Annotated in this window: 22 protein-coding genes and 1 pseudogene; 16 read left to right on the top strand and 7 right to left on the bottom strand. The window is 71.0% G+C overall.

Annotated elements, in window-relative coordinates:
* Positions 1–31: 31 nt before the first annotated feature.
* Positions 32–430, bottom strand: a pseudogene (locus tag CW359_RS03160) (response regulator); the annotation flags it as partial.
* Positions 431–715: 285 nt separating this feature from the next.
* Between CW359_RS03160 and CW359_RS47055 the strand changes: the two are divergent.
* Positions 716–844, top strand: a complete 129-nt coding sequence (locus CW359_RS47055; protein WP_269805577.1) for a hypothetical protein — start codon at positions 716–718, stop codon at positions 842–844.
* Between the two features lie 23 nt (positions 845–867).
* Here CW359_RS47055 and CW359_RS03155 read toward each other — a convergent pair whose 3' ends face one another.
* Entirely contained in the window at positions 868–3,087 is a 2,220-nt protein-coding gene (locus CW359_RS03155; RefSeq protein ID WP_105968112.1) for an MMPL family transporter, read from the bottom strand.
* Positions 3,088–3,194: 107 nt separating this feature from the next.
* The gene (locus tag CW359_RS03150; RefSeq protein ID WP_105968111.1) at positions 3,195–3,803 is read right to left on the bottom strand and encodes a TetR/AcrR family transcriptional regulator; all 609 of its coding nucleotides are present in this window, start codon (positions 3,801–3,803) and stop codon (positions 3,195–3,197) included.
* A gap of 175 nt (positions 3,804–3,978) precedes the next feature.
* Here CW359_RS03150 and CW359_RS03145 point away from each other — a divergent pair, with 175 nt between their 5' ends.
* From CW359_RS03145 to CW359_RS03135, 3 genes are read left to right on the top strand one after another with little or no spacing between them, the layout of a single operon-like run.
* Positions 3,979–4,908: an MBL fold metallo-hydrolase gene (locus CW359_RS03145; protein WP_232838186.1), complete on the top strand. Its 930-nt coding sequence runs from the start codon at positions 3,979–3,981 to the stop codon at positions 4,906–4,908.
* Positions 4,909–4,948: 40 nt separating this feature from the next.
* Positions 4,949–6,562, top strand: a complete 1,614-nt coding sequence (locus tag CW359_RS03140; RefSeq protein WP_105968109.1) for an MFS transporter — start codon at positions 4,949–4,951, stop codon at positions 6,560–6,562.
* Positions 6,559–7,503, top strand: coding sequence for a fumarylacetoacetate hydrolase family protein (locus tag CW359_RS03135; protein WP_105968108.1), 945 nt, complete (start codon positions 6,559–6,561; stop codon positions 7,501–7,503). Before CW359_RS03140 ends, CW359_RS03135 begins: the two co-directional genes overlap by 4 nt.
* A 314-nt stretch (positions 7,504–7,817) precedes the next feature.
* Here CW359_RS03135 and CW359_RS03130 read toward each other — a convergent pair whose 3' ends face one another.
* Both CW359_RS03130 and CW359_RS03125 read right to left on the bottom strand, forming a co-directional pair.
* On the bottom strand, positions 7,818–8,714 hold the full coding sequence (locus CW359_RS03130; protein ID WP_105968107.1) for a phosphotransferase: 897 nt from the start codon (positions 8,712–8,714) through the stop codon (positions 7,818–7,820).
* Between the two features lie 276 nt (positions 8,715–8,990).
* Positions 8,991–9,596: an RICIN domain-containing protein gene (locus tag CW359_RS03125; RefSeq protein WP_232838185.1), complete on the bottom strand. Its 606-nt coding sequence runs from the start codon at positions 9,594–9,596 to the stop codon at positions 8,991–8,993.
* 111 nt (positions 9,597–9,707) lie between these two features.
* Between CW359_RS03125 and CW359_RS45115 the strand changes: the two genes are divergently transcribed.
* The 4 genes from CW359_RS45115 to CW359_RS03115 all read left to right on the top strand — a co-directional run bounded on the left by CW359_RS45115 (position 9,708) and on the right by CW359_RS03115 (position 13,031).
* Positions 9,708–10,058, top strand: a complete 351-nt coding sequence (locus tag CW359_RS45115; protein WP_157968471.1) for a hypothetical protein — start codon at positions 9,708–9,710, stop codon at positions 10,056–10,058.
* A complete protein-coding gene (locus tag CW359_RS45110; protein WP_157968470.1) occupies positions 10,055–10,333 on the top strand; it encodes a hypothetical protein in 279 nt (92 codons plus the stop codon). The genes CW359_RS45115 and CW359_RS45110 overlap by 4 nt, the downstream gene beginning before the upstream one ends.
* Before the next feature lie 54 nt (positions 10,334–10,387).
* Entirely contained in the window at positions 10,388–11,278 is an 891-nt protein-coding gene (locus CW359_RS03120; RefSeq protein ID WP_105968106.1) for a MerR family transcriptional regulator, read from the top strand.
* 181 nt (positions 11,279–11,459) lie between these two features.
* Positions 11,460–13,031, top strand: a complete 1,572-nt coding sequence (locus CW359_RS03115; protein WP_105968105.1) for a hypothetical protein — start codon at positions 11,460–11,462, stop codon at positions 13,029–13,031.
* 141 nt (positions 13,032–13,172) lie between these two features.
* Here CW359_RS03115 and CW359_RS03110 read toward each other — a convergent pair whose 3' ends face one another.
* Both CW359_RS03110 and CW359_RS03105 read right to left on the bottom strand, forming a co-directional pair.
* The gene (locus CW359_RS03110; protein WP_105968104.1) at positions 13,173–14,450 is read right to left on the bottom strand and encodes an MFS transporter; all 1,278 of its coding nucleotides are present in this window, start codon (positions 14,448–14,450) and stop codon (positions 13,173–13,175) included.
* Between the two features lie 293 nt (positions 14,451–14,743).
* Positions 14,744–15,706: a LysR family transcriptional regulator gene (locus tag CW359_RS03105; RefSeq protein WP_105968103.1), complete on the bottom strand. Its 963-nt coding sequence runs from the start codon at positions 15,704–15,706 to the stop codon at positions 14,744–14,746.
* Between the two features lie 131 nt (positions 15,707–15,837).
* Here CW359_RS03105 and CW359_RS03100 point away from each other — a divergent pair, with 131 nt between their 5' ends.
* The 8 genes from CW359_RS03100 (at position 15,838) to CW359_RS03060 (ending at position 26,407) form a co-directional block, all read left to right on the top strand.
* A complete protein-coding gene (locus CW359_RS03100) occupies positions 15,838–16,833 on the top strand; it encodes a fumarylacetoacetate hydrolase family protein (RefSeq protein ID WP_198655046.1) in 996 nt (331 codons plus the stop codon).
* Positions 16,830–17,792, top strand: a complete 963-nt coding sequence (locus tag CW359_RS03095; RefSeq protein WP_105968102.1) for a cyclase family protein — start codon at positions 16,830–16,832, stop codon at positions 17,790–17,792. The genes CW359_RS03100 and CW359_RS03095 overlap by 4 nt, the downstream gene beginning before the upstream one ends.
* Before the next feature lie 24 nt (positions 17,793–17,816).
* Entirely contained in the window at positions 17,817–18,947 is a 1,131-nt protein-coding gene (locus CW359_RS03090; RefSeq protein ID WP_105968101.1) for an FAD-dependent oxidoreductase, read from the top strand.
* Positions 18,948–18,966: 19 nt separating this feature from the next.
* A complete protein-coding gene (locus tag CW359_RS03085) occupies positions 18,967–19,965 on the top strand; it encodes an amidohydrolase family protein (protein ID WP_105968100.1) in 999 nt (332 codons plus the stop codon).
* Positions 19,966–19,969: 4 nt separating this feature from the next.
* A complete protein-coding gene (locus CW359_RS03080) occupies positions 19,970–20,908 on the top strand; it encodes a VOC family protein (RefSeq protein WP_105968099.1) in 939 nt (312 codons plus the stop codon).
* Positions 20,909–20,961: 53 nt separating this feature from the next.
* Positions 20,962–21,933 carry a fumarylacetoacetate hydrolase family protein gene (locus CW359_RS03075; RefSeq protein WP_105968098.1) on the top strand — a complete coding sequence of 324 codons (972 nt, stop codon included), beginning with the start codon at positions 20,962–20,964 and terminating at the stop codon, positions 21,931–21,933.
* Positions 21,930–22,667 carry an SDR family NAD(P)-dependent oxidoreductase gene (locus CW359_RS03070; protein ID WP_105968097.1) on the top strand — a complete coding sequence of 246 codons (738 nt, stop codon included), beginning with the start codon at positions 21,930–21,932 and terminating at the stop codon, positions 22,665–22,667. The genes CW359_RS03075 and CW359_RS03070 overlap by 4 nt, the downstream gene beginning before the upstream one ends.
* 530 nt (positions 22,668–23,197) lie before the next feature.
* Positions 23,198–26,407: a glycosyl hydrolase family 95 catalytic domain-containing protein gene (locus CW359_RS03060; protein ID WP_105968096.1), complete on the top strand. Its 3,210-nt coding sequence runs from the start codon at positions 23,198–23,200 to the stop codon at positions 26,405–26,407.
* The last annotated feature ends 35 nt before the right edge of the window (positions 26,408–26,442 follow it).

The raw sequence follows: 26,442 nt of genomic DNA, 5'->3' as shown, positions 1-26,442 counted from the left end.
CCGGGGCCTTTCGACGTGCGGGCATGGCGTCCTCGACACCGGCCCGGCGCAGCAGGCCGCGGAGCCGCAGCACGACCTCCTCCAGCGAGAACGGCTTCGTCACGTAGTCGTCCGCTCCCGCGGAGAGGCCGTCGATACGGTGCTCCAGCGCGTCCCGGGCGGTGAGCATGAGAACGGGCAACCTGGGGTTCTCGTACCGCAGTCGGCGCAGCACCTGCACTCCGTCCAGCCCGGGCAGCATGCCGTCCAGGATGACGGCGTGCGGCGCACAGCCCCGTGCCGCGCGCAGCGCGCTCTCTCCGTCGGCCGCCGCATAGGGCCGCCAGCCCGCCTCGGTGACGGCCACGGACAGCGTCTCGACGAGCCCGGGCTCGTCGTCGACGATCAGCACGCGGATCAGATCCTCGTGACTCTCGGAAGTGCCAGACATGCTTCGATCCCGTCGGGGTTGACTGGAGCTCTCGGCTCTACGCATGGGTGGTGCCCGCGTGGTTCGGTGCCTGGAAGCGCGCGGGCGGCCTCGGCGGTTCGCGGTCGTCGGCTCGTACGCGGCTGTGCCGTTCCGCCGCGGGCCTGTGGCGTGATTCGGCATCGATGCCACAGGCCTGGACGTCACGACGGGCTTCGGGTGTGTGCTGTGCCGGGGATCGACCGCCGGGTGAAGAAGGTACCCCGGCGGTGATCGCCGAGCGGATCGGCGGAGGAGCTGTTCGGCGTGGAATCTGCCGAACTGCCGGAGTGCCGACCTGTGTTCGCGATGCGTGAGCTGCCCACCCTGCTGCCGAACTGGTACTGCCTGCCCATCACCGAGACGTACTGCCCGCTCTGCGGGCACGTGGGGTGAGCGGAGGCCGGGCCCGGGAAGGGTCAGGTGAGCACGCTGCTGTCGGGGTCCTTGTGCTCCTCGTCCTGCTGCGGGGCGGGCACCTGGTGGGCGCGGCTGAGGGACTCGCCCTCCACGTCGAGGTGGGGGAGGATCCGGTCCAGCCACTTGGGCAGCCAGGCCACCTTGTCGCCGAGCAGGGCGAGGACGCCGGGGACGAAGGCCATGCGGACCAGGAACGCGTCGAAGAGGACCGCGGTGGCGAGGCCGAAGCCGATCATCTTGATCATGGAGTCGTCGGCGGTGACGAAGCCGGCGAACACCGCGGTCATGATGAGCGCGGCTGCGGCGACTACCCGGGCGCTGTAGCGGAAGCCGGTGGTGATCGACTCGCCGGCGCTCTGCCCGTGGACGTATGCCTCACGGATGCGCGACACCAGGAAGACCTCGTAGTCCATGGCGAGGCCGAAGACGATGCCGACGAGGAAGATCGGCATCATGCTCATGATCGGGCCGGTCGTCTCGACGCCGAGGAGCGAGGCGCCCCAGCCCCACTGGAAGACCGCGACCACACAGCCGAGGGCGGCCAGCACCGAGAGCAGGAAGCCCATGGCCGCCTTGAGCGGGATGAAGATCGACCGGAAGACGATCAGCAGCAGCACGATCGCCAGGCCGACCACCACGGCCAGATAGGGGATCAGCGCCCGCTGCACCTTCTGCGTGACGTCGATGTTCAGCGCGGTGGTGCCGGTGACCTCGAAGTCCGCCCCGGTGCCCGCCACGGTCGCGGAGCGCTCGTCGCGGATCGTGTGGACGAGATCCTCGGTCTTCTTGTCGGTAGGCGCGTTCGCCGGTACGGCGGTGAAGACCGCGGTGTCGCCCGCCGTGTCGAAGCGGGGTGCGCTCACCGAGACGACACCCGGTGTGGCAGCGATCTTCTTCTCCACCGTGGCCACGGCGGCCTTCGGATCGTCGGCTCCCCGCGCGTCCACGACGACGGTCAGCGGGCCGTTGAAGCCTGGTCCGAAGCCCTCCGCGAGATCGTCGTAGGCACGCCGCTCGGTGGTGGTCGTGGACTTGGCCTCGTCGCCGGGCATGCCCAGTTGCATGCCGAGCACGGGGATCGCGAGCACGATCAGGGTGCACATGGCGGTGAACCGGACGGGGAAGGGGTGGCGTTGCACGAACTCCGCCCAGCGGCTGCCCAGGTTGCCGAGCACGCCCTGGACGCGCAGTCCGGTCAGCCGGTACCGGCGGGAGAGAACGGCCTGCGGCCAGAAGCCGATCAGTGCCGGGACCAGTGTCAGACACACCAGCACGGCGACGACGACGGCGCCGGCCGCGCACAGGCCCATCTTGGTGAGCATCGGGATACCGACCACCATGAGCCCGGCGAGCGCGATGACGACGGTGATCCCCGCGAAGACCACCGCGGATCCCGCCGTGCCGACGGCCAGCCCGGCCGCCTCCTCGGTGCTGTGGCCGTTGGCCCGCTCCTCGCGGTAGCGGGAGACCACGAACAGGGCGTAGTCGATTCCGCAGGCCAGCCCCAGCATCGTGGCCAGGGTGCCGGAGGTCGAGGACAGTCCGAACGTACTGGCCAGGGTGGTGATCGCGGTCATGGTGACGCCGACGCCGATCACCGCGGTCAGCAGCGGCAGCCCGGCCGCGGCCATGGAACCGAAGGTGACCAGCAGCACCACGGCGGCGACGACGATACCGATCACCTCACCGACGTGGCCCGCCTCGGGCGTGCTCGCCAGCGCCGTACCGCCCATCTCGACGGTCAGTCCGGCGTCCCGGGCCGACTGGGCGGCGGCGCGCAGGGTGTTCGTGGCGGCGTCGGTGAGGTCGTCGGCCGTGACGGTGTAGTTGACGGTCGCGTACGCGGTCGAGCCGTCCTCGCTCACCGCCCGCGCCTGGAACGGCCCCACGGCGGAGGCGACCTGCTGCCCGCCCGCCGCCCGTGCGACCGCCTTCTCGATGGCCGCCCGGTTCTCGGCCGAGGTGACCTTCTCTCCCGTCGGCGCGACGAACACCATCCGCGCGGTCGCCCCGTCCGCCTGCGCCCCGGGGAACCGCTCCTCCATCAGGTCGAACGCGTGCTGCGCCTCGATGCCCGGCGCGGAGAACGTGCTCTCCGGCACCTCGGGCGCCTTGGCGGAGGCGAACCCGAAGCCGAAGAGGGCCACGATCCACAGCAGAGTGACGTACCAGCGCCGCCGAACGGCGAAACACCCCAAGCGATAGAGCAGCGAAGCCATGAACGGCACTCCTCACGGTCCGGATCCCGGTGCTCACAGTCTGGAGTCGGGGGTGCGGACACGCATGTCGGAGCTGACAGGCATGGATCGAGGGCGACCTGCCGTGGTCAGGTCACGTCGTCGTCGAGGACGCCCCGCAGGATGATGCCGAGCGCGCCGGCGAGCCGCTGCTGCAGGTCGAAGGGGGCCGGTTCCGTTCGGATCCAGCGCAGGATCGTCGTGAAGTAGCAGGCGGCGAGCAGTTGTCCGGCCTGGTCGCAGTCGACGTCCGCCCTGATCTCCCCGCGCCGCTGCCCGTGTTCGACGATCCTGGCGAGTTCGGTCTCCAGGGACGGGTCCTGGAGGAGACGGCCGTACCGGGCGGAGGCGTCCATCAGGACGGTGGTCTCGGCGCGGGAGGCGACGTTGAGGTCGGCCATCTCCTTGAGGTAGCGGCGCAGTTGGTCGCCGACCGGCAGGCCCTCGGCGTGCTGGGAGCCGAGGATCTCGTTGACGCGGGCGCGGCGGCGCACTCCCCATTCCTCCAGGAAGCCGACCTTCTGTGAGAAGTGGTTGAAGACGGTGGCCCGGGCGACGTCGGCGGTCTCGCCGATCTGGTCCATGGTCGTCGCCTCGTACCCCTGGCTGACGAACAGGTGCAGCGCCGCGGCGTAGAGCTGGTCGCGCACCTGCTGCCGCTTGCGTTCCCGGCGTCCGGCGGGCGGCGCTGCGGGCACGGTCTCGACTCCTGCCTCCGGGTTCCTCATGGCCGTCAGTACAGCACAGGGCCGCCGGGGTATTGACGCCGCCACACCATTTTCTTAGATTGTCGGCCATTGATGGACTTCAGTCCAGAAATGAACCCAGGTCTCGCCGTCTGTGCGGGGCCGGACAGGAGGCAACGTGGCTTCCGTGGCATCCCGGACAGGCCGTGTCGAACTCGGACACGGCTGTCACGCCTGGATCGCGGGCGATGCGGGCTGGGGCATGAGCAACGCCGGGCTGATCACCGGCCGGGGCGCGTCAGTGCTCGTCGACACCCTCTACGACCTGCGGCTGACCAGGATCATGCTCGACGCGCTGGCCCCGCTGACCGACGTCGCGCCGATCACCACCGTGGTCAACACCCACGGCAACGGCGACCACTGGTTCGGCAACCAGCTCGTGGCCCACGCCGAGATCATCGCCGCCCGCGGGTCCCTGGCGGACATGCGTCAGGTGGGTCCGGCCGAGATGCGGGCGCTGACCGGGATGGACAGCCCCGCCGGGCACTTCGCGCGCCGGATCTTCGGCCGCTTCGACCACACCGGCATCGAACCCGCCCTCCCGAACCGGACCTTCGACGGCGAGACCGTCCTGGACATCGGCGGCACCGAGGTCCGCCTCATCGACGTGGGTCCCGCGCACAGCGCCGGCGACACGATCGTCCACGTGCCGCGGGCCCGGACCGTCTACACCGGCGACATCGTCTTCGCCGGCGCGACCCCGGTTGTCTGGCACGGCCCCTTCGCCCGCTGGCTCGCCGCCTGCGATCTGCTGCTGGACCTCGACGCGGACACCGTCGTACCCGGCCACGGCCCCGTCACCACCAAGCGGACGGTCCGTGAGATCCGCGACTACCTCGAATACGTCCATGAGCAGGCCACCGCCCGCTTCACCGCCGGAATGCCGGCCCTGGACGCGGCCCGCGACATCCGCCTCGGCCGCTTCGCCGACCTGGACGAGAGCGAACGCCTCGCCGTCAACGTCCACACCGTCTACCGGGAACTCGACCCCGCACTGCCCCCGCTCGACGGCCCCGCCCTCTTCGGCCGCATGGCCGAACTCTGCCCCCGCGTCTGACGACGCCTCCCCGCCTGCTCCGACCCCGCAAGGAGGAGACATGGTCTCCACTCCCGCCCACGACCCACCCGCCGCCGCCCCGTCGTCCGGTGAAGCCACGGCCGACACGGCTTCCACGGCCCGCCGCACCGGCACGATCATCGCCGGCTGTCTGGCCGTCTGCCTGGCCCAGATCGGGCTGGTCCTGCCCGCCGCGATCAACGGCGTCATGCAGCGCACCCTCCAGACGTCCGGCGGCGAACTGACCTGGATCAGCGACGCCTTCCTGGTGCCCGCCGCCGTCCTCGCGCTGACCTTCGGCGTCGTGGGCGACCTGTACGGACGTAGGAAACTCGTGGTCGGCGCGGCGCTGCTGTCCGCCGTCGGCTATCTGGTGTCGGCCACCTCCGACTCGGCGGCCCAGCTGATCACCGGTCAGGCGATCTCCGGAATCGGAGCCGCCGCGCTCTTTCCCGCCTCCCTGGCGATGGTCATCGCCGCCACGCCGACACCGGCCGCGCGCGCCAAAGGACTGGCCTCCTGGACCACGGCCCTGTCGCTGGGTGCCCTGATCGCCCCGCTGATGTCCGGCGGGATCGTCGAACACGTCGCGTTCCAGTGGGCGTTCGGCGTGACCGGAGTGCTCGCCGTGCTCACCGCGGTGGGTGCCCGGCTGCTGGCCGCCGAGTCCAGCGCCCCCGAGGGCCGCTCGCTCGACTGGCCGGGGCAGATCGCCATCGCCGTGGCCATGCTGACTCTCCTGTACGGCATCATCCAGGGCCCCTCCGACGGCTGGGGCTCGGCGCCCGTCGTCGCGTGCTTCGTCGCCTTCGCCGTGTTCCTCGCCGCGTTCGTGCTGGTGGAGAACCGCAGCGTGGCCCCGATGCTGCGCCTGGAGCTGTTCCGCGTGCCGGCCTTCGCCGCGTCGGCCGCGATGGCGGTGATCGGCATGTTCGGCTTCCTCGGCGGCGCGTACGACCTGAGCATCCGCCTCGGCGTCATCCAGCACCAGAGCCCCTTCCGGACGGCGGTGCCCTTCCTGGTCGTCCAGGGCATCACCCCGTTCATCTGGCCGCTGCTGGTCCGTCTGCTGCACCGTGTCGGACCCGGCCCCATGCTGGTCACCGGGTTCGTCTCGCTGGCCGTCGCCCAACTGTGGCTGCGGGCGGTGCCGATCGACGAGACCGGCCTGGTGCCCCTGCTCGGGCCGCTGGTGCTCAACGGCGTCGGCTTCGGCCTGGTCGTCGCCGCCATCACCGCCGCCGCCGTCAACGTCGTACCGCCCGCCCTGACCGGCATGGCCAGCGCCACCACCAGCCTGGTCCGCGACCTCGGCCAGACCCTCGGCCCGGCGGTCGTCGGCGCCGTAGCCCTCGGCCTGGCGTCGAGTCAACTCACCGGCGGGCTGGCCGACTTGGGCCTCACCCCTAAGGAGCACGGCATCGCCGCAGCAGTCCTGCACGAGGGCGGCCCGATCGCCCTGCACACCGCCGACCTCGGCCCGCTCAGCGCCAAACTCGCCCCCTACACCACCGACGCCCTGGCCCACGGCTACAACAACGGCCTGATCCTCACCGCCGTCGCCTGTGCGGTCGCCGCCGTGATCGCCGCCGTATTCGTCGGCTTCCGGACCGGTGGCACCCGGCCCGCCGAGGCGGAGGGGAGCACGGCATGAGGTTCGCGACCTTCGTCCACGACGGGAAACGGCGGTCGGGAGCCGTTGTCGGCGACCAGGTCCACCCGTTCGAATATCCCGTCGAGCTGCTGGACCTGATCGTGGAGGGCGAGCAGTCCCTGCGGGCGGCGGGCGAACGCGCCCTGACCGGCACCCTGCCGCTGCCCCTGACGGACGTACGGCTGCTGCCACCGCTGGAACCGCCGACCGTGCGCGACTACATGACCTTCGAGAGCCACGTCGAGGGCGTCGCCCGGGGATACGGCGACACCGTCCCCGAGGAGTGGTACGAGGCCCCCGCGTTCTACTTCACCAACCCGTACGCGATGATCGGCGCCCACGACGACGTACCCCTGCCGCCAGGCTGTCTGCGCTTCGACTTCGAACTGGAAGTGGCCGCCGTCATCGGCAAAGCGGGCCGGGATCTCACCCCCGAGCGGGCACGCGAGCACATCCTCGGCTACACGATCCTCAACGACTGGTCCGCCCGCGACCTCCAGGGCCGCGAGATGAGGGTGAAACTCGGCCCGGCCAAGGGCAAGGACACCGCCACCACCCTCGGCCCCTGGCTCGTCACCGCCGATGAACTGGAACCCCACCGCGACCCGGAGGGCTTCCTCGACCTCGCCCTGACCGTCCAGGTCAACGGCGAGACCGTCGGCCAGGATCAACTGGCCGCCATGGCCTGGACGTTCGAGGAGATGACCGCGTATGCCTCCCGAGGCACCTGGATCCGTCCCGGCGACGTCCTGGGCTCCGGCACCTGCGGCAACGGCGGCTGCCTGGCCGAACTCTGGGGTCGCGCCGGCGCCTTCGAACCCCCGCCGCTGACCCCCGGTGACACGGTCACCATGACGGTCGAGGGCATCGGCGTGATCAGCAACACCGTCGTCGAGGGCGTCGAACCCGTGCCCCTGCCTCCCGCACGCCGCAGGCAGTGACTTCGTACTCGACACGGTCTCGATCGCAGGGCCGTGCTTGTGCGCATGCCGCTTCGTATACGCGGTGCGCCCGTCGGCACCGCACGCGTGGCCGTTCCGTGTGGCGCACCGCCTGCCGGTCGCCCGTCTTGTTCTCCCCGGCATGGGTGGCCTGGAGGCTGGGAGGACCTCGTACGCCTCCTGGTGGTGGTGCTCTCGGCGAGAAGGCGTTGCCGATGCGGCGCAGCCGCTGCCGAGGACGGCGGTCGATCAGGCGGATCAGATACGGGAAGCCGTAGAGGAAGGTGTCGGCTGCGCTGTGCCGGAAGCGTGCGTCAAGCACCCTTCAGAACACGCTCAAGTGCCGCCCGGCCCGCAGGCCCCCAGTGCGGTTTGCCGCCGGGAAGGCCCCGTTCTCCGTTCTGCCCCATGAGCATCAGGAACAGGCTCTTCACAGCGGCCAGCCCGCGGGCACGCCGGATCGTCGCCTCGTCCGCACGCGCGTACATGTCGAAGAACCGTGAGGCCATGCCCGCGGGCAGCAGCACCCATGCGGCTGCGAGGTCCCACGCCGGATCGCCGGCGGACAAGGCACCGAAGTCGACGATGCCCGAGAGCGTTCCGTTCGAGACGACGACGTTCGCGGGATGGAGATCGCAGTGCACCCACACCGGCGGGCCCTCCCACTCCTGGGCCGCGACGGCGTCGTCCCACACGGCCCGGACGTCGGCAGCGATGTCGTCGGGGCACACGGCCCGGAAGAAGTTCTCGAAGCCGTCCGCGCAGTTCTTGGGGTGAGTACCGAAGTCCGTAGAGACCGGCGCCTCGACGGGTGCCTCCACATGGAGTGCGCGGAGGAAGCCCGCAAGCGTGTCGGCCGCGTGGGCGCCGCGGCTGATCGTGCCGTGGTCCAGCGGCTCGCCCGGAACCCATGTCATCACGGTCCAGTGCTTGGGGAAGCGCTCGGACGGGTTGCCGAGCCGCACCGGGAGCGGCACCGGGAGCGGCAGGCGCGGGGCCAGCACCGGTAGCCACCGCCGTTCCTTCAGCTGGAGCTCCGGGGTCGGGTCCATGCGCTGCATGCGCACGGCCAACTCGTCCCCGAGGCGCCACATTTGGTTGCCCCAGCCGCCCGCCACCTCCCGGATGGCCAGCCCTGCGAGGTCCGGATGCTGCTCCTGCAGCAGGTCGCGGACCAGGTCCGCGGTGATCTCGATCTCGGCGTCGGTCATGCGAAGCCACGGTACCGGGGCGACAGGCGGAGCGGCTCTCGCTCTCGTCGGGACGGAACGGTCCCGAAGTTCAGACGGCGTCCCATTGAGCAGGCGGGCAACGGATCACCCTCAATGCGCTGTTGGAGCTTGACCTGACAGTCGCCGAATGCCGTGGTCGCGAGCGCCCAGAGGGCCACGACCGGGGTGTCGTGGCCCTCTGGCAGGGCGCCGCAGGGGAGTACGGGCCCGTGTCATCGCCGGTTCGGCGGATGGGGCAGCGGGATGCGCCGCCTGTCAGTCCTTTCCGGTGAGTCGCCAGATCTGGTTCTTCTTGGTGGTCAGGGCGCTCGCCGCGTCGCAGGTCCACTGGTGGACCTTGGCGCCGGTGGCGGTGGAGATGCCGCTGACGTCCACGCACTTGCCGCTGTTGACGGCGACGAGCTGGTAGTCGTGGCTGTTGCCCAGCGCGGTCACGGCGTTCAGTGTGAAGCGCTGGTTGGTGCCGCCGTGGCAGGTCCACTGCTGGACGGCGCCCCCGTTGGCGGTGGAGAAGGCTGAGATGTCGAGGCACTTGCCGCTGGAGTGGTTGACGACGGTGTAGGTGTCGGTGGCGCCGCTGACGGGGTGGAAGTCGAAGCGCTGCTCCTGGCCGGTGCCGCAGGTGTTCTGCTGGAGCTGGGTGCCGTCGGCCGTCGACTGGCCGGGGTTTTCCAGGCAGAGCCCGCTGTGCTGGGCGACCGCCGTGGACGAGAAGCCGGTCGAGGCGCCGATGTGCAGGTTCTGCGGGGCGAAGGAGACCTGGTCGAGGTGCGGGGCGGAACTGGACCGCATGGGCTGGCCGATGTCGCTGCCGCCGCCTGGGACATCGCACAGCTCCGGGCGAGGAGTCGCGATGGGCATCGGCGTCCTCATCTGCCGGGCGGGTGTGTCGTGGAGCATCGCGTCCTACGTGCCGGCCGGCAGGCAGCCGCGCGGCTGCTGACGTTCGTTGGCGTGGGCGAGAAGGACCCCATGCGACGTCGCATTGCTGCTCACGGCAGCCGGCACGCCGAGCCGGCCGGGAGGCTTCCGGGGCTGCTCGGTGACGGTCGTCTCGCCGCCCGGTCTCGTACGGAACTGGGCTGCGCGAGGCTCTCGGCCTCCTGCACGCCGATCGCCCAGTTCCTCGGCAAACTCGGCGGTCACCAGCAGGCCCGGCTGACTGCCGACCGGGGCATCACGTACGCGGACCTTTCCGGCTCCGCACTCGTCGTCGCGGCAGCCGCCCGCGAGTCGGCGATTGTCCTGCGCCACCAGGGCCGGCCTGCACCACCTCGTACACGGCCGCCGTCGCCGGGGACCGCCACCGGGTTCCCGCGATGATCCAGGAAGCCCAGCGGGCGGCCGGTCACCGCCTCCCGCAGCAGGCGCAGCCCTCGAAGCCGGTCGCACCCTGCGGCTTGCCGCCTGAACAGCTCACGACCGCCGAGCGTCTAAGCCGCATGTGCACCGATCTCGCGCGCGCCTGGCGGCAGTTGGGCAAGCCGGAACAGGCCGTGACCGAACCGCCGGCCGCCGACGGTGAGGGCTTTGCTTGGCTGGTGCTGTTCGGGACGGCTCGACGTGGCGGTGCAGGCGCAGGTTTGCACCTGCCGTAGCGTCATGTGATCAGGTGGAGTTGTCCTCGTCCGTGTGTGAAAGGCCCTTCACCGATGCCCATTTCCTTCTTCGTGTCGCGACAGGCCAAGATCGGTGACGTGGCGGCCCTCGTGGGCACGACACCGCGGGCGATCCGGCACTACCACGACATGGGCCTGATCCCCGAACCCGGACGGGGCGGCGACGGCCGCCGCCGCTACGGATTCCAGGACGTGGTCCGGCTGCTGTGGATCCGGAAGATGGCCGACGCGGGAATCGCCCTGGACGACATCCGTGACGCCTTCATCACCGCCACCGCCACCGTGGCCGGGTCCGCCGAAAACGAAGGTGACGGCATAGAGGTCACCCTGGCCCGGCTGGAAGGGGCCCTCGCCGCCCAGGAGGCGGAGCTGGCCCGCCAGCGGGCCCGCGTGCGGCGGATGCGGGCCGAGGGCAGCCGGACGGGCCTGCTCTCCGAGGCAGTCAGCGGCCGTCTGAAGAATCTTCCCGAGGGCTCGCTGCGTCAGGCGGACCTGGACACCCTGCTCGTCACCGAGCGGATCTTCGGCCCTCTCGGCGCGGCCGTGCAGGCATCACGGTTCATCGCGCTGGCCACCCATCCCGAACTCCGGGCCGAGTCCGACCGGGTGGACACCGCCGAGGAAGCACTCGACGACACCGTCGCCGTCGGCGACCCGCGCGTCGCCGCGACGGCCGCCCAGCGTCACGCCTTCGAGAAGACCCTGATGGCGGTGATCGAAGAGTCAGGGATCGCGGAAGACGAAGAAGCCCTCCTCGATGCCCTGGACCCTGCACACCCCGAGGACGCCGAAGACACACCGGAGCGGGATGCCAAGGACGGTGGCATGAGCGCGTTCGAGGCGGTCACCAAGCTGCCCCACGACTTCTCCCCGGCCCGAGTGCGCTGCGCCGAACTGGCCCAGGAACTCGCCACCCGCGACTGAGTTCCCGATCCCGAGCGGCTGTTGCCGCGTCGTGTTCACCCCGGCCGGCAGATGGTGCACGCCGGTGGGTCCATCACACGCGTCCCACACTCTCCGTGGGGAGTTTCTCCGCCGTACCCCTTCTGTTGGCCAGGTCCGGCTACCTTCGCCTCGCCCGGTCCGGTACAGGAGAGGTCCTTCCATGAGCACGCCGATCCACCGCACCCCGACACGGCAGTCCGCGCCCTCCCTGACATCGGCCCGGCACCGTGAGGGAGGGAGTCGGACCGGGAGTGCGTCCGCACGCCCGCTGGAGCGTGCCCTCCTGGAGATGCAGTCCCGCGCCGGCAACCGGGCCACGACCGCGGTGGTGCAGCGCGTTCGGGGCGGCGAGAAAGGGAGCGCGGCGGCGAAGGGCGACGCGTCGCCCGGTGCGAAGAGGAAGAACTATCGGGATCGGATCGCCGCGCTGCTCGACAGGTTCAAGAAGAATCTCGAACCCATCGACACCTTCGTCAAGGGCTTCCAGACCCCCACCAACGCGGGCTTGACCCAGCAGGCCGCCGTCGCGGCCAACGAGGGACTCAAGCACTCCGCCGCCGCCTCGGGGACCTCCGCGGCGTCGGGCAACCTCCTCACGGAGGCCGCCGGCACCGTGGTGAGTGGCATGGACGCGTACAAGAACATGAAGGACGCCAAGAAGCACGAGAACGGGGCCGACCACCACAAGGCGAAGAAGAAGGCCAAGACCAAGGCCGCCGACACGGTCGTCGGCGCCGCCGCTTCGGGAAGCTACAGCGCCGCCATCGCCAAAGAGGTGACCAAGGTCCAGAAGGCGGCGGACGCCGCGGTGGCATCCGAGGCGAGCGGAATCGCCGGCGCTTCCATCGGCGCGATCAAGGCCACGCGGTCCGCCTTCCGTATCGGGGGAGCGGCCGGCAAGTACAAGCAGATCAAGAAGCTGGGAGATCCCCACCTCGTCCAGGCGGAGTCACTGGCACGGCTCAACGAGGCGCGTGTGCAGGCGAATTGGGCCGCAGCGGAGGCTTACGTCGCGCTGGACGCCTACTGGGAGCATGAGGGCCCGGAACGGCTTGAGCTCGTTTCCGAGGGCATCGACGCCGCCTTGGAGGCGATGGACGAAGCCCGCGACGCCGCCGAGAACCTCCAGCAGGCCGAGAACGACGTGGAACAACTGAGCAAGGTGCAGCAGTACGCGAGGAAGAAGCAGCTCACCAAGATCGGCAAGGAGGCGGCCGGCGGCGGGGGCGAGTCCGTCAAGGCCGCGGCCGGCGTCGTGACGGCGGTCGCGGCGGGAACGGTCGGGCTGGCGAGCAACCCGGTCGGATGGGGCCTCGCCGGGGCCGGGGCCGGTCTCGTCCTCGGCGTCACCATGTACAAGGCGCTGCGCGCCGCGACGAAGCGCTACGAGGAGGTCCACCACCCCGAGCGCTGGGCGCCGCAGGGCGAGACCCCGGCGGAGGCGGCCTCCCGCAAGGAGTCGCTGCAGCACGCGATGAAGTTCTGGAAGAAGGTGTCGAAGGGCGAACGACAGGCCATGGCACGCGAGATCTACGCCCTGGCCGCGGGCCCCGACATCTCCCGGAACACCACGGCCGAGATGCGGGAGTCCGCCAGGTCCCTGCTCATCGCCCTCAAATCCGGCCCCGCCAAGCACAAGTTGGAGCCGGACGCGTGGGCCGAGTCCCTCAACGACCCGGCGAAGACCTCCGGTTGGATCGCGGAGATAGCGGAGCAGCTGGCCTCGGGGTGACCTGGAGCGGGCGAGATCGGCGAAGCGGGCGACCGCGCACAGATGTCCAGACGCTGGCGAGTGGGGCGATCGGCATCGCGGTGGAGGTTCCGCGATGCCGATCACCATGGGCCGGGGCCCGTGTTCTGGCCTCCCGGCCGCTCAGCCCGCCAGTCGCTCGATCGGCTCCCCGACAACCACCGGCCGCCGTCGGCGGGCCGTGAGGCCCAGCCCGGCGGCGCCGAGCGCTCCGGCCAGCGCGAGCACGCCCATGGCGCCCTCCAGGCTGCCCACGGCGGACTGGAGCGCGAGCACCACGAACGGGCAGATGAACTGGCCGATGAAGAAGGTGCCCGTCCACAGGCCGGTGCCCCGGCCGCGGTCGGCGTAGTCGAGCTTGGACAGGGCGAGGGTGAGCAGGCTCGGCAGCATGATGCCGCCGCCGAAGCAGTTGATCACGGCACCGGCGGTCAGGACGACGGGGTTCGGGGCGAGCGAGATCACCGCGAAACCGACGGCGCACAGGGCGAAGACCACGGGCAGCCAGGCGGCCGGGCCGCGACCGGCCCTGCTGAAGACCACGGCACCGATCACCGTGGCCAGGCTGGAGACGGCGATCGCCAGTCCGATCATGCCGGGGTCGGTCACGCCCATGTCGTCCAGGAGGAAGGACATCTCCACCTGGACGGTGTAGAAGAGGACGGCGCCGAAGACGGTCAGCGCACAGGTGCCGGCCAGTGGGCGCCACGGGAAGGGTCGCTCGGCCTGCTCCGAGACGGTGGGGGAGAGGGCCGAGTTTCGGTTGGTCGGCGAGGACTTGGGGAGGAAGGCGGCCATGGCCGGGGCGAGCAGCAGGGTCACTGCGTAGGCCCAGAACGGGGTGCGCCAGCCGGCTGAGCCTGCCGCGCCGCCCAGTACGAAGAAGGCCGTGGCGGAGATGGACGCGCACATGGTCTGCAGGGCGAGATAGCGGTCGCGTTGGCGGCCCGAGTAGTAGTCGCCGATCAGGGTGGTGCAGCAGGTCATGATGGCGGCTTCGACGACACCGACGAGCGCGCGGCTGGCGACGATCGCGCCGAGGGAGTCCAGCCACAGCGGGGCGGTGCCGATGAAGGCGTACAGCACGGTGGCGACGACGAGCAGACGTTTCCGGCCGATCCGGTCGACCATGACACCCGCGAACGGAGCCAGCAGCGCCAGGGACAGGGCCGGGACGGTGAGGGCCATCGGGACCAGCACGTCCACGCCCGGTACGTCGGCGAAGTGGTCGTGCATCTGGGGCAGTACGGGGGCGATGAGTACGGCGCCCAGGATCGGCAGGCAGCTGCCCGCCATCAGCAGGGTGATGCGCAGCCGGTGACCGGGACCGGAGACGGTTTCCTCGGGCGGGGCGCCGTCGGCGACCGCGGAGGAGGGGGACGGGGGCACGGGAGCGGGCATGCGGAACTCCACCTGGCGGGTCGGGAGGGGACGGGAGCGGCCGTGCGGGTGAGGCCGCCCGGCGCCCGCGGCAGGGCCGGAGTGTGAGGCGCCGTGACTGCCGGGCGTCGCGGAGGGCCGGATCGCCGGGTCCTCACGCGGTCCCGGCAGCGGCGGATGGTGCGGCTCCGGTGCCGGGTTGAGACGACTATGGGCCACCGCCCAGGCGCTGCCTAGCCCTCACCCGATCGATATCGAGGATGTTGATCATCCATGCCTTGGATGCCGGTGGGTCCGAGGACGCCTTCCGTCGATCAGCTCGGTGTCGGCGACTGTTCCGGTGCTGCTGCCGGGTGGACGAGCCCCGGTGCGGACGCGGCCAGCCCCGCTCCCACGCGGGCGGCGGTCTCCCGCAGCCAGATATGGGCCGCGTCGTACGTGTGCACCGGGTGCCACCACAGCGCCTCCTGGACAGGGACCGCCTCGTAGGGCGGCTCCATGAGGCGTACGGGGGCCACCTGGCCGATCCGCTCCGCCAGGCGCTGCTGCACCAGGGCGATCCGCCGGGTGCCGGCGACCATGAAGGGCAGCACCTGGAAGCTGTCGACGGACACCTCGACGTGGGGCTCGATGCCGAGCATGCCCAGCTGCCGGGCGGCCGGCGCGTCGTAGGTGCGCTGGTAGGTGACCCAGGGCAGTCGCGCCAGGTCGTCCATGGTCAGCCGGTCGCCGACCTCGTCGTTGGTCTCGGCGACGAGGAAGGCCCAGCGGTCGGTGAACAACTCGACCGTGGGGAAGTCGCCGATGATGCCGTGCGGCATCAGCAGCCCGTCCGCCGTGCTGAGCAGTGTCCCGGTGTCCTCCGTGACGTCCGGCGGGGTCCGCTGGAAGTGCAGCCGTACCCCGGGCGCCTCGGCGTGCACGGTCCGGGAGAGTTCGGCACCGAACACGGCGACGGCGTAGTCGGAGGCGAGCAGGGTGAACTCGTGCTCCTCGCTGCCCGGCATGAAGTCGGCCCTGCTGCTGAAGACCCGTTCCAGCAGGTCGCAGGCGGTGGCGGTCCGGTCGAGCAGGGCGCGGCCGAGGGCCGTCAGTTCGTACTGGCCGCCGACCCGGGAGAGCAGCTCGTCGTCGAAGTGGCGGCGCAGCCGGGCCAGTGCCGCGCTCATCGCGGGCTGGCTGAGGCCGATGCGCCGGCCGGCGCGGGTGACGTTGCGTTCCTCCAGCAGGGCCCGCAGGGACAGCACGAGATTGAGATCGAGGCCGGACAGGTGCACAACGCCTCCAGAACAGGGCCGCCCCGGTCAGCGGCATCCATACAGTGGATGATCAACATCCAAAGAATCGATTTCCCAGATTACGGGAGCCGGGGCCAGATTGGTCACCTCGCAATCTGGAGGACATTCCCGTGAAACCCGCAGCCCCTTCCACGTCCTTCTCCGGACCGTTCGCCCTGGGTACTCTCTCCGCCCCTGACCAGGCACCTTTCCCCGGCCTTGTGGTTTCCGGCGGGCGGGTGCTGGACCTTCGTACGGCACTCGACGACCCCGCCCTGACGACGCGCGGGATCTTCGAGGCCTGGGCGGCGGTACTGCCCCGTCTGCATGAACTCGTGTCGGACGCGGACGCCGGTTGGCAGCCGCTCGACGGCCTGCGGGTGCACGCGCCCGTCGAGCCCCGGCAGATCTTCCAGTCCGGCGCCAACTACCGGCAGCACGTGATCGATCTGGAGCTCGCGCACCGCTCGCCCGACGATCCGCGCACGGTCGAGGAGGCGAGGGCCGAGGTCGCCGGGATCATGGACCGGCGGGCGGCCGAGGACCTGCCGTACGTGTTCATCGGTCTGCCGGGCGCGATCACCGGTCCCTACGACGATGTCGTGCTGCCCGCCTGGGCCGAACAGCCCGACTGGGAGCTGGAGTTGGCGGCCGTCATCGCCAGGCCGGCGCATCGGGTGCCGGTGGCGGAGGCTCTGGAGTACGTCGCCGGTTACACGATCGCCAACGACCTCACCGACCGTGCCACCGTGTTCCGCCGGGACATGAAGGCCATCGGCACCGACTGGCTGCGCTCCAAGAACGCGCCCGGTTTCACGCCGCTCGGCCCCTGGATCGTGCCCGCCGCGTCGATCGCCGACCCCGACGATCTGCGGGTCACACTGAAGCTCAACGGCGAGACGATGCAGGACGAGTCCACCAAGGACATGCTCTTCGGCGTCGCCCGGATCGTGTCGTACATCTCGCAGACCTCCCGACTCCTGCCCGGGGACCTGGTGTTGACGGGTTCCCCGGCCGGAAACGGCATGCACTGGGGGCGGTTGCTGCGTGACGGCGACGTGATGGACGGGTCGATCACCGGTCTGGGCGCCCAGCGCACCCGCTGTGTCGCGGAGGTGTCCCGGTGACGCTCGACCGGGCCGATCCCGAGGGCGCGATCGCCGAGGCCGCCAAGTCGTACTCGAACTGGGGGCGTTGGGGCGAGGACGACGTCCTCGGCACCCTCAACCTCCTCGACGAGGCCAAGCGCCGTGAGGGTGCCGCCCTCGTCCGGCGGGGCGTGAGTTTCTCGCTCTCGCAGCGCTTCGACATGAACGGGCCGCAGAAGGGCTGGCGCCGGCGCACCAACCCCGTGCACACCATGCTCGACACGGGCACCGACGCGGCCCTCGGCAACCAGGGCTTCCCGCACGGCATCGGCGGCGCCGACGACGTGATCGCGATGCCGCTGCAGTGCTCGACCCAGTGGGACGGCCTCGGGCACATCTTCGACCACGGGAGAGCGTGGAACGGCCGGGCGGCCGAGAAGGTCGTCACCTCCGACGGCGACCTCGTCACCGGCATCGAGCACATGGCGCCCCACGTCGCCGGTCGCGGCGTACTCCTCGACGTCGGCCAAGTCATCGGCGACCAGGGCGAGTTGCCCGACGGCTTCGCCATCACTGAGGAGCATCTCACCGCGACCGCCGAAGCCCACGGGGTCACCGTCGGCCGCGGCGACATCGTCGTCGTCCGCACCGGGCGGCTGGCCCGGGCCCGGCGCGAGGGCTGGGGAGACTACGCGGGCGGCGACTCGCCCGGACTGTCCTTCGCCACCGCGGGCTGGCTGCACCGCAGCGAGATCGCCGCGATCGCCACCGACACCTGGGGCTTCGAGGTCCGGCCCAACGAGTTCGACCACGCCTTCCAGCCGCTGCACCAGGTCGCCATCCCGCACATCGGCCTGCTCATCGGCGAGATGTGGGACCCCGACGCACTCGCCGCCGACTGCGCCGACGACGGCGTGTACGAGTTCTGGCTCACCGCGGCGCCCCTGCCCATCACCGGGGCCGTCGGCTCCCCGGTCAACCCGATCGCCGTCAAGTAACCGGCGGAACAAGGGAGTTCCCCCATGTCCATCCCCCGAAGAGTCCTCGTCATCGGCGGCGGCGCCTCCGGAAGCGCCATCACCATCCTGCTGCGCCGCGCCGGCATCGCCGTGGACCTGATCGAGGCCAGGCCCGACTGGAACGCCACCACCGGCTCCGGCATCACCCTCCAGGGCAACGCCCTGCGCGTCCTGCGCGAACTCGGCGTCTGGGAACAGGTCGAGGCGTCCGGCTTCGCCTACGGCTCCCTGGGCGTGACCGCTCCCGACGGCACCCTCCTGTTCGTCAAGGAGGACATGCGGACCGGCGGCGAGGACCTGCCCGCCACCCTCGGACTGCGTCGGCCACAACTCCAGCAGATCCTCATCGACGCGGTTCGCGCGACGGGTGCCGACGTACGCCTTGGCACGACCGCCGAGACCCTGGAGCAGGACGCGGACGGCGTCTCCGTGCGGTTCGGCGACGGCACCGAGGGACGTTACGACCTGGTGGTGGCCGCTGACGGCGTGGGCTCCGCGACCCGCGCCGCGATCGGTATCAGCGAGACGCCGGAGCCCGTCGGCATGGCCATCTGGCGCGCGCCCGCCCCGCGGCCGGAGGGGGTCACCCGCACCGACCTGACCTTCGGCGGCCCCGCCTACATCGCGGGCTACACCCCGACGGGCGGCGACACCATCTACGCCTATGTCGTCGAGGCCAACCGGGACCGCAAGTCCATCGACCCGGCCACGTACGCCGACGAGATGCGCCGGCTGGCCGAGCGGTACGGCGGGGCCTGGCCCGAGATCAGCAAGCACATCACCGACCCGGCCCAGGTCAACTACACGGGGTTCGACCGGCTGTTGGTCGAGGGCTCCTGGCACCGGGGCCGGGTCGTCCTCATCGGGGACGCCGCCCACTGCTGTCCGCCCACCTTCGCCCAGGGCGCGGCGATGTCCCTGGAGGACGCCTCCGTCCTCGCGGAGCTGCTCACCGGCGGACGCGACTGGGACGGCGAGCTGCTCCAGGCGTACTACGAGCGCCGCATCCCCCGGGTGCGGACCGTCGTCGAGGCGTCGGTACAGCTCTGCCGGTGGCAACTGGACGGCGTCCACGACGCCGACGTACCCGGACTGATCGGCCGCACCATGACCGTCGTCAAGGAACTGCCATGACTGTCGTGAAGGAACTGCCGTGACCGCGCCCGTGATCGACGTCCACGCGCATGTCCTGATCCCCCGGATCGAGGCCCTCGTGGCCGACCTCCCAGGCTTCGCCGAGGCCAGGGCGCTGGACGCCCGCCGCAACGGCGCTGCGTCCCTCGCCGTGAGCGGCCCCATGGTGCGCGAGCGGATCCCGGAGCTGACCGAGGTCGCCGCGCGGCTGGCCGCGATGGACGCCCAGGGCGTGGACGTGCAACTGGTCAGCCCGTCGCCCTCGCACTACCACTACTGGGCGGACGAGGGGACGGCCGAGAAGGTCTACCGGCTGGCCAACGAGGCGACGGCCGCGCACTGCGCACAGGCCCCCGACCGGCTGTACGGCCTGGGACTGGTGCCGCTCCAGCACCCCGAACCGGCCGTCGTCGCCCTCCAACACGCCCTGGATCAGGGGCTGCTGGGTGTCGAGATCTCCTCGCACGCACCCGGCCGGGAGCTGTCCGATCCCGCCTACGAACCCCTGTGGACGCGTGCCGAGGAAACCGGCGCGCTCCTCTTCCTGCACCCCTTCGGCTGCACGCTCGACGAGCGACTCGACCGCTGGTACCTCTCCAACACCGTCGGCCAGCCCACCGAGAACGCCGTCGCGCTCTCGCACCTCATCTTCTCCGGAGTGCTGGACCGCCATCCCGGCCTGAAGCTGATCGCCGCGCACGGCGGCGGCTATCTCCCCACCCACATCGGCCGCTCCGACCACGCCTGGTCGGCCCGCCCCGACGCGGGCACCGGCTGCGCGCACCCGCCGAGCAGCTACCTCAAGCGGATCTGGTTCGACTCCCTCGTCCACGACCCTTACGTGCTGCGGGAGTTGATCCGCGTCGCCGGTGCCGACCGGGTCCTGCTCGGCTCCGACTTCCCCTTCGACATGGGCACCGGGGACCCCGTCGGCGCCCTGCGCGCGGCCGGTCTCCCCGACCCCGACTTCCACGCCGTACGGGGCGGCAACGCCGCCGCACTCCTCCGGAAGGACTGACACCATGAGCGCACGCCTCCTCACCCATCTGCGGCACGTCGACCTCGCCGTGCCCGACTACGACAAGCAGCTCGACTTCTACTCCGGCGTCTGGGGTCTGACCAAGGTCGCCGAGGACTCCGGGATCTCCTTCCTGGCCGCCGAGGGCTCGCCGGAGCAGTACGTCGTACGGTTGCGGAAAGCGGACGAGAAGCGCCTCGACCTCGTCTCGTACGGCGCCGCCTCACCGGCCGACGTGGACGCCCTCGCCGAGCAACTCCTGGCCGATGAAGTGCAGTTGCTCTCCCGGCCGGGCAAGGTCGACACCCCCGGCGGCGGTTACGGCTTCCGCTTCTTCGACGTCGACGGCCGCACGATCGAGGTCTCCGCCGAGGTCGAGGTCCGGCGGCACCGCAGGATCGAGGAGAAGGAGGCGATCCCGGTCAAGCTGTCGCACGTCGTCCTCAACTCCCCGGACCTCGACAGGACCCGCCAGTGGTACGAGCGCCACCTGGGCTTCCGGCTCTCCGACACGCTCAGCTCGCCGCACCTGGGCGAGGTCATGCACTTCATGCGGATCAGCAACCAGCACCACTCCATGGCGATCGCACAGGGCCCGCACACCGCCCTGCACCACGTCTCCTTCGAGATGCGCGGCCTCGACGAGTACATGCGCGGCTCCGGCCGGGTGATCCGCTCCGGCGCCCGCAAGCTCTGGGGTCCTGGCCGGCACATGGCGGGCGACAACACCTTCACGTACTTCCTGGACCCGCAGGGCAACACGGTCGAGTACACCACCGAGTTGGAGGTGCTGGACGAGGACACCTGGCATCCGCACGTCTACGACTTCTCCCGGCCCGAGGTCACCGACCAGTGGGGCACGGCCAACGCGATGAACGAGCTGATCGCCAAGGAGTCGTTCAACGACGTCGACCGCGGCGTGTTCGTCGCCCCGCCGGTCTGATCCCCCGGGTCCCCCGTCTTTTTGCCGACGCCCGTCGGAGCCAGGAGTCGCACATGCGTTTCGCCACCTATGAACACCAGCGGCAACGCCGTGTCGCCGTCGTCGGGAAGGACGGCACCCTGCACCCCGTGCCCGGGGCGCGCTCGCTCACGGAGCTGATCGGCTCCGGCGGCGGCCTCGACGCGCTGCTCGCCGTCGGCGCCGCCGCCCTCGACGCCCCGGCCGGGCTCCAGGTGTCCGAGGTACGGCTCCTGGCACCGCTGGAGCCGCCCACCCTGCGGGACTTCGTCACCTTCGAGGAACACGTCGAGGGCGTACGGCGCTCGATCGACGGCAACGCCGGGGTGCCGGAGGCCTGGTACGACGCGCCGACGTTCTACTTCACCAACCCCTACGCGGTCATCGGCCCGTACGACGACGTGCCCGTGCCGCCGGGTTCGAAGGTGCTGGACTTCGAGCTGGAGGTCGCCGCGGTCATCGGCCGCGAGGGCCGGGACCTCACGCCCGAGCAGGCCCGGGACCACATCGTCGGCTACACGATCCTCAACGACTGGTCGGCGCGCGACCTCCAGTCCCGCGAGATGCAGGTCAACCTCGGTCCCTGCAAGGGCAAGGACACGGCCGCCACCCTGGGCCCGTACCTGGTCACCGCCGACGAGTTGGCGGAGTTCCGGGACCCGGACGGCTTCCTGCGGCTGTCGCTGACCGCCTCCGTGAACGGCGAGGTCGTCGGCAAGGACCTGCTGTCCAACATGAGTTGGACCTTCGAGGAGATGGCCGCCTACGCCTCGCGCGGTACCGTCGTCCGTCCGGGCGACGTCCTCGGCTCGGGCACCTGCGGCAACGGCGGCTGTCTGGCGGAGCTTTGGGGCGTCCGGGGACGTCAGGACCCGCCGCCGCTCCGGCCCGGCGACACCGTGACGCTCACCGTCGAGGGCCTCGGCACCGTCTCCAACACCGTGGTCGCGGGCGTCGACCGGGTGCCGCTGCCGACCGGCCGCCGCCGCACCCGGGAGCGGCCGTGAAGCGCCTGCCGGGCAAGGTGGTTGTCGTCACCGGGGCCGCCCGAGGCCAGGGCGCGGCCGAGGCGGAGGCCCTGACCCGGGAGGGCGCCCGGGTCAGGGCCACCGATGTCACCGCTGTCCCCGGCTGCCGCCGCCTCGACGTCACCAGCGACGAGGAGCGGGCCGAACTCGCCGCCGAGCTGCGGGAGTCGTACGGCCGGGTGCACGGTCTGGTCAACAACGCGGGCGTCACCTGGCGGGCCCGCCTCGACGACGTACGCCCCGAGGACATGGCCCGGGTCCACGCGGTCAACGTCACCGGGCCGCTGCTCGGCATCCAGCACCTCGCCCCGCTGATGCCGCCCGGCGCGTCGATCGTCAACGTCGGCTCGACCGCCGCGCTCACCGGCCACTACCCGGTCGCCTACACGGCCAGCAAATGGGCGCTGCGCGGGCTGTCGAAGGCGGCGGCCACGGAGCTGGGCCCGCGCGGCATCCGCGTCAACACCGTCCACCCAGGCTTCATCGAGACCGGGATGACGGCCTCCGCGGCCCCCGTCTTCCGCGAGGCCAACATCCGTGAGACCCCGCTCAGCCGCACCGGCACGGTGGACGAGATCGCCCCGCTGGTGGTGTTCCTGCTCTCCGACGACGCGTCCTTCATCACCGGAGCCGAGATCCCCGTGGACGGCGGCCTCACCGCGCACGGCGGGGTGAAGTCCGTCTCCGACGCCCTGCGGGAGGGAACCGGATGAGGCGGCTCGAAGGAAAGGTGGCCTGATCTCGGGCACGGCCCGCGGCCAGGGCCGGGCGGCGGCACTGCGGTTCGCGGCCGAGGGGGCGATCGTCGTGGGCGGCGATCTGCTGCACGAGGGCGCCCTGGAGACACAGCGCCTCGTGGGCGAGGCGGGCGGCACGGCGCGCTGGACCAACAGCCGTACCAGGACTTCGCGTTCACGATGCGGGCCGAGCCGGACTCGGTGTGGCCGGCGGCGAGCCTCGCCCGGCCGCACCTGGTCGCGAGTCGCGGCTGCGTCCTCACCGTCGGTTCGGGCTCCCGGGTCTCCCCGAACTCCGGTCTCCGGGGTGGGGGGTGGTGGTCATGGGAGGTGGCAAGAGCCCGGGTGGTGTGGACGATTCGCAGCGGTCGCGGCCGGCTTTTCGCTGACGCCTGCCTCTAGACATCCGATCTATTGTCCGGCGACGATGATCGCGCCCTCGACAGGTGTCGATGTGGCTGCCACATCCCGTGAAAGAGCCGATGAATGGACCGGGAGTTCTCACTTTGATCAGCGAGTCCGAACCGCAGCGACGCAGCCTCCTCAAGTTCGGCGGTGCCCTTGCCCTCGCACCTCTCGTCACTCAGCTGACCGGCGGCACCCCTGCGGAACAGGCCGCCGCCGCGGCGAGCGGCGGGTCGCCGGCCCACCAGGCGCCGACCCTCACCCGCAAGGCGCTGACGTACCGCGTGCCCGCCGCGGACTGGCAGTCCCAGGCGCTGCCCATCGGCAACGGGCGGCTCGGGGCCATGCTCTTCGCCGGTCCGGACGCGGAGCGTATCCAGTTCAACGAACAGAGCCTGTGGGGCGGGCTCAACGACTACGACAACGCGCTCGCAGGCAAGCCGGACAGCGACTTCGACACCGGGGTGACCGGCTTCGGGTCCTACCGCACCTTCGGCGACGTCCTGGTCACCTTCGCCTCCCGTCCGCGCCCGCAGGTCACGGCTCCCGGGGGGCCGTACAGCAGCTCGGCCTCGGAGGGTCTCGACAAGTCGTACGACGGCTCCTCCGGCACCAAGTGGTGCATCGAGGGGCCCGGTTCGCGGGTGCGGTGGCAGGCCGAGCTGCCCGATCCCGTGACGGTCGCGGCGTACCGGCTGACGAGTGCCAACGACGTGCCGCAGCGCGACCCGCAGGAGTGGACGTTCTCGGGTTCCGCCGACGGCACCACCTGGACCACGCTGGACAGCCGCACGCTGGACGCGCCCTTCGAGCGCCGCTTCCAGACGAAGGAGTTCACCTGCGCCGACCCCGCCGCCTACCGCTTCTACCGGTTCGACTTCGTCCCCGAGCCGGGCGTCAGCCACTTCCAGGTGAGCGAGATCGGGCTGGTGGGCGTCGATCTCGGCGGCGTCGGCTCGGTGTATCTGTCCTCGCCGAGCGGGCATTCGACGGGGTCCGGTGCCGGGACCGGGGCGCGGGCCCTGGGCATCTCGAACTCGGTGGACGGTGATCCGGCGACGGTGTGGCGAGTCGACGGTTCGGTGCCCGAGGTCGTCTGGCAGGCCGACCTGTCGCGCGCGGCCGTCGTCACCTCGTACGCGCTCACCTCGGCCCCGGACCGTCCACGCGAGGACCCCCGGAGCTGGCGGCTCGAAGCGTCGCAGGACGGGCAGGCCTGGACGACCCTCGACACCCAGGACCCCGCACAGCCCTTCGCCGGGCGGGGCGAGAGACGGATCTTCCGGGTCGCCAACAGCACGGCCTACCGCGTCTACCGACTGACCCTGCGCCCCGGCGCGTCCGCTCAGGGGCTGCGGATCGCGGAGATATCGCTGGCGGGCGACACCTTCGACACGCGTACGCAGCGCACGGTCGTCGACTACCGGCGCAGCCTCGACTTCGGGAAGGGCGTCCACACCACCCGCTTCGGCGCCGAGGGACAGCGCGTCCTGCGGGAGGCCTTCGCCGGCCGGACCGCGGACGTCATGGTCTTCCGGTACACGGCCCAGGCCCCCGAGGGGCTCTCCGGGACGATCTCGCTGACGTCCGGTCAGGAGAACGCGCCGACGACCGTCGACGCCGGCGCCCGCCGGATCGCCTTCGGCGGTGTCATGGGCAACGGCCTCAAGCACGCCTGCACCGTCCAAGCGGTGCACACCGACGGCGAGTTCAGTGCTGATGGCGCGACGCTCCGGTTCAGTGGCTGTACGACCCTGACCCTGCTCCTCGACGCCCGCACCGACTACAAGCTCGACGCGGCGGCCGGGTGGCGCGGAGCCGATCCGGCGCCGGTCGTCGCGCGGACGATCGGCAAGGCGGCCCGGCGGTCCTACGACAGGCTGCGCGCCGAGCACACCGCCGAGACCCGGGCCCTCATGAACCGTGTCTCGGTCGACTGGGGCACCTCCGGGGACGCCGTCGCCGCCCTGCCCACCGACGTCCGGCTGGCGCGGTACGCGGCGGGCGGCCAGGACCCGACCCTCGAACAGGCGATGTTCGACTACGGCCGCTACCTGCTGATCAGCTCCTCCCGCCCGAAGGGCCTGCCCGCCAACCTCCAGGGCCTCTGGAACGACAGCAACCAGCCCGCCTGGGCCTCCGACTACCACACCAACATCAACATCCAGATGAACTACTGGGGGGCCGAGACGACGAACCTCGCCGAGTGCCACGAGGCCCTCGTCGGCTTCGTCGAGCAGGTGGCGGTGCCCAGCCGCGTCGCGACCCGCAACGCCTTCGGCGCCGACACGCGCGGCTGGACCGCCCGTACCAGCCAGAGCATCTTCGGCGGCAACTCGTGGGAGTGGAACACCGTCGCGAGTGCGTGGTACGCCCAACACCTGTACGAGCACTGGGCGTTCACCCAGGACCTGGGGTATCTCCGGACCACCGCCTACCCGATGATCAAGGAGATCTGCGAGTTCTGGGAGGACCAGCTCAAGGAGCGCGCGGACGGGCTCCTCGTCTCCCCGAACGGCTGGTCGCCCGAGCACGGGCCGCGCGAGGACGGCGTGATGTACGACCAGCAGATCATCTGGGACCTGTTCCAGAACTACCTCGACTGCGAGGCGGTCCTCAAGGCGGACCCCGCATACCGGGCCAAGGTCGCCGACATGCAGGCGCGTCTCGCGCCGAACAAGATCGGTGGCTGGGGCCAACTGCAGGAGTGGCAGGAGGACATCGACAGCCCCACCGACATCCACCGCCACACCTCGCACCTCTTCGCGGTCTACCCGGGCCGCCAGATCACCCCGGACACCTGGGACTTCGCCGCCGCCGCGCTCGTGTCGCTCAAGGCGCGCTGCGGCGAGAAGGAGGGCGTCCCCTTCACGGCCGCGACGGTGTCGGGCGACAGCCGCCGCTCCTGGACCTGGCCCTGGCGGGCCGCCCTCTTCGCCCGTCTCGGCGACGGGGTGCGCGCCGGGATCATGCTGCGCGGACTGCTGACCTACAACACGCTGCCCAACCTGTTCTGCAACCACCCGCCCTTCCAGATGGACGGCAACTTCGGCATCTCGGGCGCCGTCGCGGAGATGCTCCTGCAGAGCCACGGCGGAGTCGTCCACCTCCTGCCCGCCCTCCCGGACGAGTGGAAGGCGAAGGGCTCCTTCACCGGCCTGCGTGCCCGCGGCGGGTACGAGGTCAGTTGCGAATGGCGAAACGGCAAGGTCACCTCGTACAGGATCGTGGCCGACCGCGCGCGGACGCGCGGGAACGTCACCGTGCGGGTGAACGGCACCGACCGGAAGGTGAAGCCGGCCAAGGCCTGACCGGCGTACGCCCCCGTCGGGCCCTCCCGAAGGAC

The organism is Streptomyces geranii (assembly GCF_002954775.1).
GTDB classification, from domain to species: Bacteria; Actinomycetota; Actinomycetes; order Streptomycetales; family Streptomycetaceae; genus Streptomyces; species Streptomyces geranii.
This window is presented reverse-complemented; position numbering and strand designations above follow the sequence as displayed.